At 68.6% G+C, this 16,411-nt stretch carries 13 protein-coding genes and 1 pseudogene; 10 read left to right on the top strand and 4 right to left on the bottom strand.

The genetic code is table 11. The features are described 5' to 3' along the window. Positions 1-33: 33 nt before the first annotated feature. Both BS329_RS38000 and BS329_RS37995 read left to right on the top strand, forming a co-directional pair. Complete coding sequence (locus BS329_RS38000; protein ID WP_076167970.1) at positions 34-1,470, top strand: M1 family metallopeptidase; 1,437 nt, start codon at positions 34-36, stop codon at positions 1,468-1,470. 159 nt (positions 1,471-1,629) lie between these two features. Continuing rightward, positions 1,630-2,583 (top strand): hypothetical protein, encoded by a 954-nt coding sequence (locus tag BS329_RS37995; RefSeq protein WP_076167969.1) that lies wholly within the window; start codon positions 1,630-1,632, stop codon positions 2,581-2,583. Here the strand turns inward: BS329_RS37995 and BS329_RS37990 are convergent. Further along, a complete protein-coding gene (locus BS329_RS37990) occupies positions 2,551-3,309 on the bottom strand; it encodes a class I SAM-dependent DNA methyltransferase (protein WP_076167967.1) in 759 nt (252 codons plus the stop codon). The genes BS329_RS37995 and BS329_RS37990 overlap by 33 nt on opposite strands. Before the next feature lie 77 nt (positions 3,310-3,386). On the opposite strand from BS329_RS37990, the pseudogene BS329_RS37985 reads away from it, so the two are divergent. Both BS329_RS37985 and BS329_RS37980 read left to right on the top strand, forming a co-directional pair. Next, positions 3,387-4,068, top strand: a pseudogene (locus BS329_RS37985) (glycosyl hydrolase family 95 catalytic domain-containing protein); the annotation flags it as partial. A 62-nt stretch (positions 4,069-4,130) separates the two neighbouring features. Next, the gene (locus tag BS329_RS37980; RefSeq protein ID WP_076167966.1) at positions 4,131-5,084 is read left to right on the top strand and encodes a peptidylprolyl isomerase; all 954 of its coding nucleotides are present in this window, start codon (positions 4,131-4,133) and stop codon (positions 5,082-5,084) included. A 146-nt stretch (positions 5,085-5,230) separates the two neighbouring features. Here the strand turns inward: BS329_RS37980 and BS329_RS44040 are convergent, their stop codons facing one another. Genes BS329_RS44040 through BS329_RS37965 form a run of 3 tightly spaced genes read right to left on the bottom strand, consistent with a single transcriptional unit; the run spans position 5,231 to position 7,178 of the window. After that, positions 5,231-5,488, bottom strand: a complete 258-nt coding sequence (locus BS329_RS44040) for an ATP-binding protein (protein WP_167480059.1) — start codon at positions 5,486-5,488, stop codon at positions 5,231-5,233. Positions 5,489-5,504: 16 nt separating this feature from the next. Continuing rightward, positions 5,505-6,329, bottom strand: a complete 825-nt coding sequence (locus BS329_RS37970; RefSeq protein ID WP_076167963.1) for an NAD-dependent epimerase/dehydratase family protein — start codon at positions 6,327-6,329, stop codon at positions 5,505-5,507. 33 nt (positions 6,330-6,362) lie between these two features. After that, positions 6,363-7,178 (bottom strand): IclR family transcriptional regulator, encoded by an 816-nt coding sequence (locus BS329_RS37965; protein ID WP_076167961.1) that lies wholly within the window; start codon positions 7,176-7,178, stop codon positions 6,363-6,365. Positions 7,179-7,336: 158 nt separating this feature from the next. On the opposite strand from BS329_RS37965, the gene BS329_RS37960 reads away from it, so the two are divergent. The 6 genes from BS329_RS37960 to BS329_RS37935 all read left to right on the top strand — a co-directional run bounded on the left by BS329_RS37960 (position 7,337) and on the right by BS329_RS37935 (position 16,351). Further along, complete coding sequence (locus BS329_RS37960; RefSeq protein ID WP_076167960.1) at positions 7,337-8,848, top strand: sodium:solute symporter family protein; 1,512 nt, start codon at positions 7,337-7,339, stop codon at positions 8,846-8,848. A gap of 47 nt (positions 8,849-8,895) precedes the next feature. Beyond that, positions 8,896-9,840 carry a 5-dehydro-4-deoxyglucarate dehydratase gene (locus BS329_RS37955; protein ID WP_076167958.1) on the top strand — a complete coding sequence of 315 codons (945 nt, stop codon included), beginning with the start codon at positions 8,896-8,898 and terminating at the stop codon, positions 9,838-9,840. A gap of 3 nt (positions 9,841-9,843) precedes the next feature. Further along, entirely contained in the window at positions 9,844-11,100 is a 1,257-nt protein-coding gene (locus BS329_RS37950) for a glucarate dehydratase family protein (RefSeq protein ID WP_076167957.1), read from the top strand. A gap of 4 nt (positions 11,101-11,104) precedes the next feature. Then, the gene (locus tag BS329_RS37945; protein WP_076167955.1) at positions 11,105-12,250 is read left to right on the top strand and encodes a hypothetical protein; all 1,146 of its coding nucleotides are present in this window, start codon (positions 11,105-11,107) and stop codon (positions 12,248-12,250) included. Between the two features lie 15 nt (positions 12,251-12,265). Continuing rightward, complete coding sequence (locus BS329_RS37940; RefSeq protein ID WP_076167954.1) at positions 12,266-13,732, top strand: aldehyde dehydrogenase (NADP(+)); 1,467 nt, start codon at positions 12,266-12,268, stop codon at positions 13,730-13,732. Positions 13,733-13,993: 261 nt separating this feature from the next. Beyond that, a complete protein-coding gene (locus BS329_RS37935; RefSeq protein ID WP_076167952.1) occupies positions 13,994-16,351 on the top strand; it encodes a polysaccharide lyase 8 family protein in 2,358 nt (785 codons plus the stop codon). Positions 16,352-16,411 lie beyond the last annotated feature (60 nt).

The raw sequence follows: 16,411 nt of genomic DNA, 5'->3' as shown, positions 1-16,411 counted from the left end.
ACCAGACAAGATGGGAAGCGGGGTTCTTCGCGGGTGATTTCGAAGGCCTCCGCGCAGCCCTCGCCCGGCGCGGACACCTCCGGCGACTCCTATCTGCCCCATCACGGTAACGGCGGTTACCGGGTCCGGCACTACGATCTGGAGCTGGACTACAAGATCGGTCCCAACCGGCTGTCGGCCTTCGCCGCCATCACGGCGGAGGCGACGCAGGCACTGTCACGGTTCACACTCGACTTCGGCGATTTCCGGATCAACCGGGTGCTGGTGAACGGCAAACCCGCGAAGTACACGCGACGTGGGCACAAACTGCACGTGAAGCCGGCGAAGTCGCTGCCACTCGGTAGCAAGTTCCTGGCGGAGATCTACTACGTCGGCAACCCGCGCCCGCTTTCCGGGCTGTGGGGCGACATCGGCTGGGACGAACTGACCGACGGCTCGCTCGTCGCGAGCCAGCCGGTCGGTGCTCCGTCGTGGTACCCGTGCAACGACCATCCGGCGGACAAGGCGACCTACCGCGTCGCGCTGACGACGTCGTCGCCGTATCTCGTGGCCATCACCGGGAACCTGGTGTCGCGGCACGAGCGCGCGAGCACCACGAAGTGGGTCTTCGAACGACCCGAGCCGACGGCGACCTACCTGATGAGCGTCCAGATAGGACGGTACGACGACGTCGAACTGGTCTCCGGCCCGCAGCCCGGCTGGCTCTCGCTGCCGTCGGTTTCGGCGTACCGGATCAGCCTCGACGGTGACTCCGTGCTCGCTTCGGTCCCGCAACGGGCCGCCGTGCCGCCGCGACTGCGCCGTCCTTTCGAGCGCGATTTCGGGCGGCAGGGCCGGATCATGGACTCGCTGCAACGGCTGTTCGGGCCGTACCCCTTCGACGAGTACGTCATCGTGGTCACCGACGACGACCTCGACGACCCGATCGAAGCACAGGGCATGTCGATCTTCGGCGCCAACCACGTCGACGGCAGGCGCACCCACGAACGGCTCGTCGTGCACGAACTGGCGCACCAATGGTTCGGCAACAGCCTGACCGTCGCCGACTGGCGGCACATCTGGCTGAACGAGGGTTTCGCGACGTACGCGGAATGGCTTTGGTCCGAGGAATCCGGCGGGCAGAGCGCCCACACCTTGGCGAGGACGTGGCACGCGCGGATGCAGGCGAAGCCCGCGGACCTGCGTCTCGCCGATCCCGGCGTTTCGCGGATGTTCGACGAGCGAGTGTACAAACGCGGCGGCCTGTTGCTGCACGCTTTGCGTTGCGTCGTCGGCGATGCGGTGTTCTTCCCGCTGGTGAAGGCTTGGGCGGTGGAGAACCGGCACGGTTTGGTGACCACTGCCGCTTTCGTCGCACTGGCTGAACGCTTCGCTGGTCGCTCGCTGGACGCTTTCTTCGAGGCTTGGTTGGACGCTGCGGCGCTGCCGCCGCTCCCTCCTCCCTCGCCGCTCCCTCCCGCTCCGCTCTGAGGCGGATGCACCCAATGCCACATTGGGTGCACTCAACGCCCCCAATGCCACATTGGGCGCATGCGTTGAGTTGTCCACAGTGGGGCTGGTGGGGCGAGTTGTCCACAGTCGGTGAGATTGGTGCTGGTGGGAGTGGGGGCTGCCGTCGATGATCTTGGGGTGCGATCTGGGGAATGGGCTCGCGATCACGAGGCCCTTTACAAGCTGAGCCGTGACGGCGTGATCACTGTCGCGCGGCTGGTCGAATTCGGTGTCCCCAAGAGCACGTGCTTTCGGCGTTGCCGACCTGGGCGGCCATGGCAGCGCTTGCTTCCCGGAGTTCTCCTGCTGGGTTCCGGAAGGCCGACGCGACGGCAACTGGTCGACGCGGCTCTGCTCTACGGCGGGCCGGGAGCGATCGTCACCGGTCTCGAAGCTTGCCGACGACAGGGGTTGAAGGGCCCCAGACTCGCGTCGGACGGGGTCCGTCTGCTGGTGCCCGCTTCCTGCAAGGTCAGCAGTGTCGGCTACGTGACGGTAGAGCGCACCACACGGATGCCTCGGCCGGTCGTCGTGAACGGAGTGGCGATGGCGCCACTTGTTCGGGCGGCTCTCGACGAGTGCCGTAGGTTCACCGTCTACGAACCGGTCCGGGCGTTGCTGACCGAGGCCGTCCAACGCGGCGGCCTGGGCCCCGAGGCCCTCATCCGGGAACTCGAAGCAGGCAGCGATCGAGGCAGCGCGTTGCCCCGCGAGGTCCTGAGTGACGTCCTTGGAGGGGCGCGGTCGGTCGCGGAGATCGACGCGATGGCGGTCTGGCGCCGGACCGGTCTCCCGGAGCCGCAGTGGAATCACGAACTGAGAGATGCCGGCGGACGCTACATCGGGACTCCCGATGGATACTTCAGGAAGGTCCGTCTCGCATGGGAGATCGACTCGTACGACTTCCACTTCGCGCGGACGCGGTACGCCGGCACGCTCGAGAGGAACAGTCGGTACACCGCCGAGGGAATTCTTGTGTTGCAGACGCTTCCGAGTCGCTTGCGATCCGAGCCAGGCAAGGTCGCCGCCGAACTCGTGGCCGCGTACGACGCGGCCGGGTCACGCCAAAGCTCGTCCTTTTTCCCAGACTGACACATGCTTGGCGCTGTCGGCGGTGAACGCCGAACGGTCCCAGTCAGCCCAGCGGTGCTTCAGGCGCATCCCGGCGATACGCGCCATGAGGTCCATCTCGGCGGGCCAGGCGTACCGGAAGGGGATGCGCCGGAAACGCCCGGTCCCGTCCGGTGACACGGTGACGTGGTTCGACGTGAATTCCTGCGTCACGACGTCGTACTGATCGAACCCGACATACCCGGGTGTCACCGTGAAAGGGACGGTGTCCTGTCCGGGCGGCAGGCGGCGCAGATCCGGCAGGCCCACTTCGACGAGGAACAGCCCGCCCGGTCGCAGATGTGCGGCCGCGTTCCGGAAGACCTCGACCTGCGCGTCTTGCGTGGTCACGTTGCTGATCGTGTTGAACACCAGGTAGACCAGCGAAAACTCGCCTGGCACCCGGGTCGACGTCATATCGCCGATCGTGACGTCGAGTGTGTCGCCGCCCGGCTTGGTCGCGATCCGCGCTGCCATGGCCCGGCTCAGCTCGATGCCGCTCACCTGTACGCCGCGCGCGGCCAGCGGCACGCCGATCCGGCCGGTGCCGACGGCGAATTCGAGTACCGGGCCGTCGGCCAGTTCGGCCAAGACAGCCACGGCGGGCGTCACCGCTTCGGGGGCGTTCGCGCCGCCCGGGTCGTCGTAGTCCGCGGCCACGCTCTCGGGGAACCAGCCGTCCGCTGGATCGTCTCCACGCTCGATCATGTCCCCGGACGCTACGCGCGGCGCCACCCGCTCCGCACTCGTATTATCGATAGGTCGGATGTATGGCTGCATAGGTGAGCGGCCTGCTCTGGCTCTATCCGCTGCGCGAGAAACTTGGGGATCGTCCCGGCGACCGGGACATCATGCGCCGCACCTTCGCGCACTGGTCGAGTATCCAGAACAAATGGCACGGCTACAGCTTCGCGGCCGCGTCCTCGATGAGTTCGGTGATGGACGCGCCCGAGGAAGCCTTGCGCTACTTGAAGATCTTCCTCGACGGCACGGTCGCGGCCGACACCCGGCGGACGCCCGACACGATGTACCGCGAGGGCGCGAACCTCGCGATCGAGAGCCCCATCACCGCCGCGCAGTCCATTGTGGACATACTTCTGCAAGGTGACCACGGCGTGCTGAAGGTCTTCCCGTCGGTGTCGTCGACCTGGCGGGACGCGTCATTCGAGAGCCTGCGCGCGGAGGGCGCGTTCCTGGTCGACGCCTCTCGGCGGCACGGCGCGACCGAATGGATCCGCGTTCACAGCGAGGCAGGAGAGCCGCTCACACTCCAGCACGTGATCGCCGGCCCCATCGAGGTCCGCGACGCACGCGGACGGCAACTCCCTTGGCGGGCCGAAGGTCCGGGAACGATCCGGCTCGGCCGTGGTGGGACGGCCATCGTCACTCGACGCGGCGCACGTCCGGGTCTTGGAGCCCCGCGATGTGCCCGGCGACCGGGAAACCCCGGCATGGGGAATGCCGTGACGCCGCATCGATGATTCGTGAGAGTGTTTCTGTACTTCAGCCACCGGATGACAGGAGCACAGATGTCCGAGCCACCGCAATCGGGCGAGCCCGAAGGCCAGGTGCCCGGCCCCGGGTCTCCGCAGGGGCAGCCATATCCGCAGCAGCCGTACCAGCAACAGGGTTGGTACGGCGCACCGCAACAGCCGCCGCCGTCGTCGAACAAGACGGCGCTCTGGGTCGGGCTCGGTGTGCTGGGCCTCGTCGTGGTGGTGGCCGTCGTGGCGATCACCGGATTCGTGGCACCGGGGTTCTTCCTGCCGGACTCGAAGGGTGAGAACGCGGTCGCGTCCTCATCGCAGGCTCCGACGTCGAGCGCAGAGGACACAGCGACGCAGAGCCCGGTTCAGATCCCCGCGGACCGGCTCCCGCTGCCGAAGCGCACCACGCCGTTGGCGGATCCGGCCGACTGCGCGTATCCGGCGAGTGCCAGCGGCGAGGTGCCGAAGAAGGCCACCCCGCCCGCGGCGGGCCCGACGCCGGCGTCCGGCACGACGGCGGTCACGGTCAAGACGACCGCGGGTGACATCGGGCTGACGCTGGACCGCGGGCTCGCGCCGTGCACCGTGGCGAACTTCCTTTCGCTGGCGCAACAGGGTTACTACGACGGCACCTCGTGTCACCGGCTCGGCACTTCGGGGCTCCAGATGCTCCAGTGCGGCGACCCGGCGGCCAACGGTATGGGCGGACCGGGGTACACCATCCCGGACGAGGTCTTCCCGGAACTCGAATACGGCCGCGGGATCCTCGCCATGGCGAAGACGCAGGCGCCGGACTCGGGCGGCAGCCAGTTCTTCATGGTCTTCGGTGAAGCGGAACTGCCGCCGGAGTACACCGTGTTCGGGAGCATCTCGGACGCGGGACTTCAGGTGCTGGACAAGGTCGCGCGTGGCGGAGCGGACGACTCCCGGGGCGCCGGTGACGGGACGGGGCCGCCGAAGATCCCGGTGAAGTTCCAGTCGATCACGGTGGGCTGAGGCGGTGCTGGCAAAAATCTCCGAGTGAAGGGCCTTTCCCGGCATCCGGGGACCCGGCGAGCGAGGGGTTCAGGGCAGGAGCACGTCGACCCGCAGGCCGCCGTCCTCGCCGGGAACGGCCGAGACCCGGCCGTGGTGTGCGGTGGCTATCGAGTGCACAATGGACAGTCCGAGACCGGCGCCGTCGCGGTGGTACGGCGGAACGGCTGGAACAGCGTGCCGGCCGACTCGGACGGCACCCGTTCGCCGAAGTTGCGCACGCTCAGCGCGGGTTCGTCGCCGACGGTCACCTCGACCCAGCCGCCCGGCCGGTTGTACTTGATCGCGTTGTGCGCCACCCACCCCGATGGGACGACGTTGCTGCCACCGTGGGGTGACGGCGCGGGAAACACCGCGAGCGTCACCGAAACTCGCCGGGACTCAGAGCGGGTTGTAGGCCCCCAGCGGAGCGGTACAGAACGGCCCGCCGACGTACTCCGCCGCGGCGCCGGTCGGCGCGGGCTTGTCCGCCAACTGGTCGGCGTAGGCCTCCGCGTTGTCGAGCGACTTGTAGCCCAGTTCCTCGGCTTCGGCGAGCGAGTAGATCCGGCGCGTGTTGTCGGAGACGCCCCAGATCAGCCGGTAGCCGGGGGAGGGGTAGCTCAGGCACGCCTCGAACAGGCGGGCGCCGTCGTCGGGGGAGAGCCAGGTCGTCAGGCCGCGCGGGCCGAGGACGAGCGGGTCTTCGAAGCACGAGCCGATCCGGATGACGATCACGTCCATGCCGAACCGCGAGTGGTACAGGCTGCCGAGTGCTTCGATGGCCGCTTTGCTGACGCCGTAGTAAGTGTCGGGGCGGGGCGTCGAGTCGGCGGGAAGGCCGTTCTCGCCTGCCTGGTCGTTGCGACGGAAGCCGACGGAATGGTTGCTGGAAGCCAGGATCACCCGCGGTACCCCGGCCGCCCGCGCGGCTTCGAGGACGGTGTGGGTGCCGTTGATGTTGACGTCGAGTGTGGCTTCCCACGTGTTCTCGCGGCTGTGCCCGCCGAGGTGGATCACCGCGTCGACACCGGCGCACGCCTTGGCCATCGCCTCCGGGTCGGTCACCGACCCGATGATCAGCTCGACGTCCTCGCCGCCCGCGGCTTCGGGCTGCGCGGCAAGGTCGAGCAGCCGCAGCACCCGGCCGGAGCGGCGCAGCCTCGGCCGCATCAGGGTGCCGACGATGCCCGCCGAGCCGGTGATCAGGACGTGCTGGTCTGCCATGAGTACCCCTTGTCAGTGGAAGAACGGGAATGATCAGCGGATACCGGCGCGGCGCAGTTGCTGGCCGAGTTCCGCGGTGATTTCGGCGAGGAGTTCGCCGACGCGTGCGGCGTCCGCGTCGGTGACTTCGGTGACCGGCATGGAGCAACTGATCGCGTCCGTGCCGGGGATGCGGTACGGGATCACAGCCGCGACACACCGGACACCGAGGCTGCCTTCCTCGATCTCCGACGCGTAGCCGCGCTCGCGGGTCTTCGCGCATTCGGCGTGCAGCGACTCGGCCGAGGTGATGGTGTTCGGGGTCAGCGCCGACAACTCCCCGGTCAGGAGTCCGTCGATCTCGTCGTGCGTCAGTTCGGCCAGTAAAGCCTTCCCCAGCGCGGTCGCGTGGGTGGGCAGGGTGCGGCCGACGCGGGAGACGAGATGCGTCGAGTGCCGTGATTCGCGGGTCTCCAGGTAGACGACGTCGGTGCCCTCACGGCGCGCGAAATGCGCGGTGAAACCGGTCTTCTCCCGGATCCGCTCCAGTGCCTCGGTCGCGAACGGGACGACCGGGTCGCGGTCGAGGTAGGCCGTGCCGCAGATCAGCGCGCGGACGCCGAGGCGGTAGCGGGCGGTGTTGGTGTCCACTTCCAGCCAGCCCGCTTCGAGCAGGGTGCGGAGCAGGCCGTGCAGGCTCGACCTGGGAAAACCGGTCCGCGCGTGGAGATCCGACAGCGAAAGCCAGACGTCGTTCGCGGCGAAGGTCTCGATGAGATCGATCGCCCGCCTGGCCGACTTGACCCCGGCGGGCTCGGGTGTGGCGGACGCGCCGTTCGCCACCGTGACAGCGGCTTCCTGCTGGGGCATCCGCACTCCTCCATCCGGCCGTTGACTTGTGACCTCGGCCATATTAGCGTCCCGAACAACGTTCTTATAGATGAACATAATCACTATAACAGACTCCGTTCATGGATGTGAACAGGTCGGGTGGGCCGCATCGCCGTGGACGCGGAAAGGAGTCAGCGGTGCATTTGCTGGACTGGATCATGGTGTCCGCGTATTTCGTGCTGATGGTGGTGATCGGCCTGTGGTCGCACAGCCGGGTCAACACGGTCAGTGACTTCTTCACCGCCGGCGGGAAGATGCCGTGGTGGCTGGCCGGGATCTCCCACCACATGTCCGGCTACAGCGCGGTGCTCTTCGTCGCGTACGCGGGCGTCGCCTACACCGACGGCATCACGGTCTACTTCTGGGGCATGGCCAGCATCGGTATCGGCGTCGGGATCGGCAGCTGGCTGTTCGCCGCCCGATGGAACCGCCTGCGTTCGAAGCTGGGCGTCTCCTCACCGCTGGAGTACCTGGCGAAGCGCTTCAACGTGCCCACCCAGCAGGCACTGGCCTGGAGCGGCAGCCTCCTGAAGATCTTCGATATCGCGGCCAAGTGGTTCGCGGTCGCGACGATCCTCAACGTCTTCGCGGGCGTGCCCTACACCTGGGGCATCATCATCACCGGTTCGATCACGCTGATCTACTGCACCGTCGGCGGTCTCTGGGCCGACGCGCTCACCGACTTCGGCCAGTTCGTCATCCAGGCCATCGCGGCGATCGTGATGCTGTGGGTCGTACTGGACAGGCTCGGCGGAGTCTCCGGCCTGTGGACCGTGTGGGGAGACCTCCCGCCCGCCCACCTGAACCCGACCACGTCGAAGTTCACCACGGTCGTGTTGCTCGTCTACGTCCTGGTGAAGACGCTGGAGTACAACGGCGGTATGTGGAACCTGGCGCAGCGCTACATGGCCGCGCCGAACACCTTCGAAGCCCGGCGCAGCGCACGGCTGTCTTCGATCCTGTACCTGGTGTGGCCGCTGGTGATGATGTTCCCGATGTTCGCCGCGCCGCTGCTGATCCCGGACATCTCGAACCCCAACAACGCCTACGCGATCATGACCACGACGTTCCTCCCGCCGGGGCTGGTCGGGCTGGTACTGGCCGGGATCTTCTCGCACACGATGGCGATGGTCTCCTCGGACGCCAACGCGATCTCCGCGGTCATCACCCGTGACATGATGCCGGTGCTGTGGAAGAAGGCCCGTAGCTTCACCGAATCACAGGGGCTGCTCGCCGCGCGCGTTTCGACGGTGGTCTTCGTCGTGCTCACCATGGCGGTCGCCACGCAGGCCGAGAAACTGGGCGGTGTGCTCGGTATCGTGGTGCTGTGGGTCGCGGCGCTGATGGGCCCGATCTCGGTACCGTTGCTGCTGGGCATGCTCCCGGCGTTCCGCCGCTCCGGCTCCCGCGCGGCGCTGATCTCGTGGGCGGGTGGTCTCATCGCCTACGCGATCGCCTACTACGGCTACAACGCCACCCTCGCGGTCACCGTGTCCACCCCGATCCTGGTCTCGCTGGCGCTGTTCATCGGGCTCGGCTACCTCATGCCCGAGCGCAAGACCACCACCGACGAGATCATCGACACGATCGACCGTGACGACGACCTCACGTCCAGCAAGTCGCGGGACGGCACCACCGTGCCTGCCTGACCGGGCCCCGAACCCGGGATCAACCACAGAGAACGAAAGAGAAATCCATGGCACAGCCCAAGATCGAACTCGACGGCCTACTGGCGTTCCCCTTGACCCCCTTCACCGAAGGGCTGGAACTGAACCTTGACGCGTTCGCGGAAAACGTCGAGAGCCACGTGGCCGCCGGAGCCGGCGCGCTGTTCGTCGCCTGCGGTACGGGCGAATTCAGCTCGCTGTCCCCGGACGAGCACGCGGCGATCCTGCGTAGGGCTCGTGAGGTCGTCGCCGGGCGCGTGCCCGTGTGGGTCGGGGCCGGTGGTGGCGCGGCGTCGGCCCGTGCCGGGATCGCGGCGGCGGAGGCGGGCGGCGCGGACGGCGTCCTCCTCCTGCCGCCCTACCTGGTCACCGGCCCGCCGTCCGGGCTGGTCGACCACGTCCGGTACGCCGTCGGGGATTCCTCGATCCCGGTGATCGTCTACCACCGGTCCACCGGGGTGTTCACCCCGGACTCCGCGGTGGACCTCCTCGACATCCCGTCGGTGGTCGGGCTCAAGGACGGTTTCGGCGACGTCGAACTGATGAGCCGGATCATCACCACGATCCGCTCCGTTGACAGCGACCGCGCCCGGGATTTCCTGTTCTTCAACGGTCTTCCCACCGCCGAGGTCTCCGCGCGCGCGTACGCCGCCATCGGGGTGGCGCGGTACTCCTCGGCCGTGCACTGCTTCGCCCCCGAGATCGCGGCGCGCTTCCACCGCGCGCTCGCGGAGAACGACGACGCCGTCATGGAGGCGTTGCTCGCCGGGTTCTACCTGCCGTTGGTGGCGCTGCGGGACGAGGGACAGGGCTTCGCCGTGTCGCTGGTCAAGGCCGCCGCGCGGTCGCGCGGTGACAAGGTCGGCTCGATCCGGCCGCCGCTGGTCGAGCCCACCGCGGACCAGATCGCGCGGCTGGAGAAGATCGTCGACGACGGATTCGCCGTCCTCGAGTCCGTCGGGACCGGTGCCTGAAAGATGAAGGTTCTCGACGTCGTCCTGACCCCGGTCGCCTTCGCCGACCCGCCGCTGCTCAACGTGATGGGCGTGCACGAGCCCTTCGCGCTGCGCGGTGTCGTCCAGCTGATCTGTGAAGACGGTGTGGTCGGCCTCGGCGAGTCCTACGGTGACCTCGCGTTCCTCGAACAGGTCCGGAAGGTGCTGCCAGAACTCAAGGGACAGGACGTGTTCGACCTGCCCGGCCTGCGCCGGAAGGTCGCCACCACACTCGGCGAGGTCGTCTTCGCCGACGCACACGGGCTCACCGGCGGTTTCTCCGTCAGCAAGACGGTCGCCAGCGTGTACTCGCTGTTCGAGGTGGCCGCGCTCGACGCGCAGGGCCACTACCTCGGCAGGCCGGTCGTGGACCTGCTCGGCGGCAAGGCACGCGATGCCGTCGACTTCTCCGCCTACCTGTTCTACAAGTTCGGCGCCCACATCGGCGCCGAAGAGGACTCGTGGGGCGAGGTGACCACGCCTGAGGCGCTCGTCGGCGAGGCGCGGCGCATGGTCGAGGAGTACGGCTTCTCCTCCATCAAGCTCAAGGGCGGTGCCTTCGACCCGGATCAGGAGATGGACGGCATCCGCGCGCTGGCCGAGGCGTTCCCGGACCACCCGCTCCGCATCGACCCGAACGCGGCTTGGACCCCGGAAACCGGGATCCGGGTCGCCGAAGAACTCGACGGCGTCCTGGAATACCTCGAAGACCCGACGCCGGGCATCGAGGGCATGGCGCGGGTCGCCGAGCGCGCGAGTATGCCGCTGGCCACGAACATGTGCGTCGTGCGCTTCGCCGACATCGAGCCCGCCTTCCGGCAGCGAGCGGTCGGCGTAATACTTTCGGACCATCATTACTGGGGTGGCCTGCGGGACACCCAAGCCCTCTCCGTCACGGCGGAATGCTTCGACGTGGGGCTGTCCATGCATTCGAACAGTCATCTCGGGATCAGTCTGGCCGCTATGGTGCACGTGGCCGCGGCGACGCCGCACCTGACCTACGCCTGCGACACCCACTGGCCGTGGAAGACGGCCGACGTCATCGCCCCGGGTGCGCTGGAGTTCGTCGACGGTGCGGTCGCGGTGCCCGACAAGCCGGGGCTCGGGGTCGAACTCGACCCCGACGCGCTGGCGCGGGCCCATGAAGACTATGTCCGAAGTGGACAGACCAAACGGGATGACGTGACCTATATGCGGAAGTTCGTCGGAGACTTCGAACCGAACACGGCGCGGTGGTGACAGGGTGAAGGTCACCGGATACGCCTACCCCTGGGACGTCGTCGACGACCCGGGGTTCGTCGAGCGCGTACGGGAACTCGGCGTCGACGAGGTCGCCGTCGCCGTGTCGTACCACAGCGCCCGCGCGGCGACGCCATGGTCGCCCGACCGCACCTCGGTCGTCGCGCGCCACGCGGCGCTGTACCGGCCGGTGCGCGAGGAGGCCTGGGGCGAGCTGCGGCCCGCCGAACCGGACTGGGTCGAGAGCCGCGACAGCGCGGGCGACGCCGTCCGGCTGCTGAACGAGGCGGGGATCCCGGCCGCGGCGTGGCTCGTGTTGACGCACAACTCGCGGCTGGGCACGGAATTCCCTGATTTCACCGTGCGCAACTGCTTCGGCGAGCGGTATCCGTGGGCGTTGTGCCCCGGGCAGCCGGAGGTCCGCGAGTACGCGGCGAACGTGGTCGCCGAGAGCCTCGCGGGGCTCGACTTCGCCACGGTCATCCTGGAGGCGTGCGGCCCGCTCGGCGCCGTCCACCAGCATCAGCACGAGAAGACCGACGGCGTCTGGTCGCCCGCCGTGGCGCGGTTGCTGTCGGTCTGCTGCTGCGACGCCTGCCTGGAGTCCTGGGCCGCCGCGGGCAAGGACCCGGCGAAGGCGCTGGACAAGCTGCGCGCCGAGGTCCGGCGGCTGATCGACGGCGGTGACCTCCGCGCGACCGAGGACAAGATCCTGCCCACCTTGCGGCAGGTCCTGCTCGACACGCGGCAGAAGGCGACGGACGCGCTCCGGCGTGAAGTGCTCGCGAAGATCCCGTCCGGGCCCAGGATCGTGCTCCACGGCGCGATGGACCCGTGGGTCACTGGCGCGTTGCCCGGGCTGACGCCGTCGGTCCCGGAGGACGTCGACGCGGTGGTGCTCCAGAACTGGGTACCTGGGCACGCCAGCCGGGAGTCCGTGGCGACAGCGCGGGCAAAACTGCCGCGCAAGGTCGCCGTCGGCAGTTACATCACCGCGGTGGCGGCGAGCCCGGTGCCCGACATCGAGGCCTACACCACCGAACTCGGCAAGGCAGGCGCCACCGAACTGCACCTGTACCACCTCGGACTGGCAGGCCCGGGGCGCTGGGCGGATCTCATCGCCGCCGTCAGCGCCGCACAAGAACTCTAGGAGAAGCAAGAAATCATGAGCCAGGCAACAGATCCCGCCACGCTCGAACAGATCCTCGCGGCCGCCGCCGCAGCGGCAGGCACGGCGGCGGCNNCGGCGGCCGCGACCCCAGCCCAGCGGGCCGAATGGCTGAACGCGGCAGCGGACGCCCTCGACGCGTCCGCCGACGAGCTGATCGCGCTGGCCAACCAGGAGACACATCTCCCGGCCTCCCCGCGATTGCAGGGTGAACTGAAGCGCACGACGTTCCAGTTGCGGCTGTTCGGCGAGGTGCTCGCCGACGGTGCGTTCCTCGGCGCCACCGTCGACCACGCGGACGCCGCGTGGCCGATGGGGCCGCGGCCGGACATCCGGCGGCTGCTCACCCCGATCGGGCCGGTGCTGGTGTTCGCCGCCAGCAACTTCCCGTTCGCCTTCAGCGTCGCGGGCGGTGACACCGCGTCGGCGCTGGCCGCCGGGTGCCCGGTCGTGCTCAAGGCGCACTCCGGGCATCCGGAGCTGTCCGCCCGCACCGGCGAGGTCCTGCGGGCGGCGCTGGTCAAGGCCGGTGCGCCGGAAGGGATCTTCGCGGTCGTCTACGGCCAGCAGAACGGTGTGACCGCGTTGAAGGACCCGCGGATCCAGGCGGCGTCGTTCACCGGTTCGGTGCCGGGCGGGCGCGCGCTGTTCGACATCGCGACCTCGCGGCCGTCGCCGATCCCGTTCTACGGCGAACTCGGCAGCGTGAACCCCGTCGTCGTCACCCGGACGGCGATCGAGGCGCGCGGCGAGGCCATCGCCAAGGGCTACGCGGGCTCGTTCAGCCTCGGTGCCGGGCAGTTCTGCACGAAGCCGGGTCTGCTGTTCCTCCCCGAGGGGCACGGTCTCGAGGACGTGCTGCGCGAAGCCGTCTCGGCGATCCCTGCGCAGCCGATGCTCAACGAGCGCATCGCGGCCGGTTTCGCCGACGGGCTGGCGAAGCTGCGTGACGTGGCGGGTGTCGAGGTGCTGTCCGAATCCGGTGGCACGGAAGGGATCTCTCACGGCGCGACCCTGCTCGCCACCACCGCCAAGGGCTTCCTTGCCGACGCCGACACGGTCCGCGAGGAGTGCTTCGGCCCGGCGTCGCTGATCGTCACCTACGCCGACCAGGCCGAGCTGATCAGCCTGCTCGAGGTGATGGAACCCGGGCTCACCGCGACCATCCAGGGTGAAGAGTCCGATGTGGACTGGATCCGCCCTGTCCTTCCGTCGCTGACCCGGGTCGCGGGTCGTCTGCTGTGGAACGACTGGCCGACCGGCGTCACCGTCACCTGGGCACAGGAACACGGTGGCCCCTACCCGGCGACCACCGCGCCGACCAGCACCTCGGTCGGCACCGCCGCGATCGAGCGGTTCCTGCGGCCGATCGCGTGGCAGGGCTTCCCCGACGCGCTGCTGCCGGAACCGTTGCAGGAGAACAACCCGTGGGGCCTGCCCCGCAGGACCGACGGGAAACGCTAGAAAGCTCGTGAGGCCCTGCCCCGGGCCGACCGTTTCGCGTGATGGGATGGACGACACGCCGCGCGGTGGGCTACGCGGCGTGTCGTCCCTCTGGACACGCGTGTCGTCCATCCCGTCACACGTGTCGTCCATCTGAACACGCGAAACCGCCACCTGCACACCTCGGTAGGCCCTTGCCCCTGACCGTTCTTGCCACTCACGACGCCCCACCTCACGCCGCCGCCCCTAGTTGCCGTCTTTTGACCCCTTGGGAGGCATGTCATGTCCGGATTCGGTTATGTCGGCAGGAGAACCGCCCTGCGCTCCGGAGCGGCAGCGGCCGCTTCGGTGGCGCTCACGACGGCGATCGGGAGCCCTTCGTCGGCGCGGCCCGCGTCCTCGGTTCCGGCGGGCACGGCCTCGATCGTCACCGGCTATCGCGAGCTGCAGACCGGGATCAACCGGCCGTCGGCGGAACGGGCCGCCGCACTGGCGAACCTGGACAGGGTCGCGAGGGCTTACTACGACAGCATGACGGTCGGCGGCGGTCCACTGTGGAATGACCTTCCGCTCGGCCCCGGCAGCGAGTTCACGACGTCGATGTACGCCCGGCTTCGCGCGATCGCGGTCAATTGGGGCACCCCCGGCGGCGCGCTGGCGGGTGATCCGGCTGTGCTCGGCCGGCTCAAGGCGGCGCTGGAACTGTTGTACGCCGGCGATCAGTACAGCGAGAAGACCGCCGAGATCGGCAACTGGTACACCTACGAGATCGGCATCCCGCTCTACCTGCTGCACATTCTGTCCACAGTGGCCAATGAGCTGACCGGGGACGAACTCGCCAAGTACCTGAAGCCGGTGCTGAAGTTCTCCGGCAACCCGAACCTCCGTACGAACAACCCGAGCGTCGTCGAGACCGGCGCAAACCGCGCGGACAAGTCAACGATTTCCATCGTCTCCGGCGCGATACTCGGTGACACCGAACGGATCAAGCGCGGCGTCGGGGCGTTCACCGACGTCGAAGGCGGGGGAGCGGCGAGCGTCATCGCCAAACTGCATCGCGCGGCGGGCGACGGATTCCACACCGACGGCTCGTTCATCCAGCACGATTCGGTGCCCTATCCCGGGCACTACGGGATCGTCCTGCTCACCGCCGTCGCGTCCGCCATCCACGTCACCAAGGGCACGGAGTTCGAACTGGCCGCCGACGTCCGCGAGGCGGCGTACGCGCTGGTCCCGGACACGTTCGCGCCCTTCGTCTACGCGGGTGCGCTGATGGAGTCGGTCCGCGGCCGGTTCCTTTCCCGGCAAGGGGAATCCGCGCACGACATCGGACATCAGCTCACCGGGGCGGTCGTGCTGCTGGCGCGGTCGGCGAGCGGGAAACGCAAGGAGGAACTCGGCGGGCTCGCCGCGAAGTGGATCACCGAGGACACTTTCGCGCCGTACCTGAAGATTCCCGACCCCGAGCGGTTCGCGCCGGGCCCGGACCTCGTCGGCATCCCCGGCATCGAGTTCGCGCAGGAGTTGCTGGCGACCAAGATCCGGCCGGCGCCCACGATCGCGGCGCACCGCGTATTCGCCCAGCAGGACCGGATGGTGCACGTCACCGAAGGCTGGTCGGCCTCGCTCGGCGTCGCCTCGTCGCGGATCTCGCGGTACGAGTCGGTCAACTCCATGAATCTGCACGGCTGGTACACCGGCGACGGTTCGCTGTACCTGTTCCTGCCCAAGGCCAAGGGGCACTTCACCGATGCCTACTGGCCGACCGTGGACCCGCTGCTGCTGCCGGGCACGACCGCCAAGGCCGGGCCGACCCCGAAGCTGGAGCAAGTGCCGCTCACCGGCAAGGACCACTGCGGCGGCGTCCGCTGGGACGCGCGACACGGCGCGCACGGCCTCGACTTCGTCTCCCAGGACGGCACGCTGACCGCGAAGAAGTCGTGGTTCTTCACGCCGTCGGGTGTCGTCTGCCTCGGCGCCGGGATCACCGACACCTCTGGCGAGCGGATCCGCACCACGATCGAAAACCGCAACCTCGGCGAGAACGGCTCAGGTGTCCTGCTGGCCGACGGCCGTCTGGTCGGCGGCTCGGAGTCGTTGCGGCGCAAGCGGTGGCTGCACCTGGAGAAGGTCGGCGGGTACGTCCTGCTCGACGCCTCCGAGGTGACCGCGCTGCGCGAGGACCGGACAGGGACCTGGCGCGACGTCGACAAGGGCGCCAACACCAAGGGCACCACGGTGCCCTACACCCGGCGTTACCAGAAGCTGGTGATCGAGCACGGGGCCAACCCTTCCGGGGCGAACTACGCCTACGCCGTCTTGCCCGCCGCGTCGGTGCTGGAGACGATCGCCTCGGCCTGGACATGGCGCGTGCGGTCCAACACCGCGACGGCGCAGGCCATCCGGCTGTGGGACGCGACGCTGCTGGCGAACTTCTTCGCCGCCGGCTCGGTCGACGAGGTGTCGGTGTCCGGTCCGGCGTCGGTGGCGCTGGGGCGGGGGAGCAACGGCTGGCGGCTGGCCGTCTCGGACCCGACGCAGCGGCAGGACGTCATCAAGGTGACGGTGCGGCGCAAGACTGTCGAGGTGCCGGTGAGGGGCACCTTCGGTGCTACGCAGGTAGTCTCGCTGGGCCGCTGACCCTGCCGACGCCGGGATCGGGACCATTCAGGACAAGATCTGACCTAAAGCGCCCATACG

This window comes from Amycolatopsis coloradensis (assembly GCF_001953865.1).
Classification (GTDB): Bacteria; Actinomycetota; Actinomycetes; order Mycobacteriales; family Pseudonocardiaceae; genus Amycolatopsis; species Amycolatopsis coloradensis.
Note: the sequence above shows the minus strand (reverse complement) of the source record. Positions and strands in the feature narration are given on the sequence as shown.

Coding starts and splice junctions, on each gene's coding strand:
- BS329_RS37990 (WP_076167967.1), bottom strand. CDS start 3,309: ATGATCGAGCGTGGAGACGATCCAGCGGACGGCTGGTTCCCCGAGAGC.
- BS329_RS37980 (WP_076167966.1), top strand. CDS start 4,131: ATGTCCGAGCCACCGCAATCGGGCGAGCCCGAAGGCCAGGTGCCCGGC.
- BS329_RS37970 (WP_076167963.1), bottom strand. CDS start 6,329: ATGGCAGACCAGCACGTCCTGATCACCGGCTCGGCGGGCATCGTCGGC.
- BS329_RS37965 (WP_076167961.1), bottom strand. CDS start 7,178: ATGCCCCAGCAGGAAGCCGCTGTCACGGTGGCGAACGGCGCGTCCGCC.
- BS329_RS37955 (WP_076167958.1), top strand. CDS start 8,896: ATGGCACAGCCCAAGATCGAACTCGACGGCCTACTGGCGTTCCCCTTG.
- BS329_RS37950 (WP_076167957.1), top strand. CDS start 9,844: ATGAAGGTTCTCGACGTCGTCCTGACCCCGGTCGCCTTCGCCGACCCG.
- BS329_RS37935 (WP_076167952.1), top strand. CDS start 13,994: ATGTCCGGATTCGGTTATGTCGGCAGGAGAACCGCCCTGCGCTCCGGA.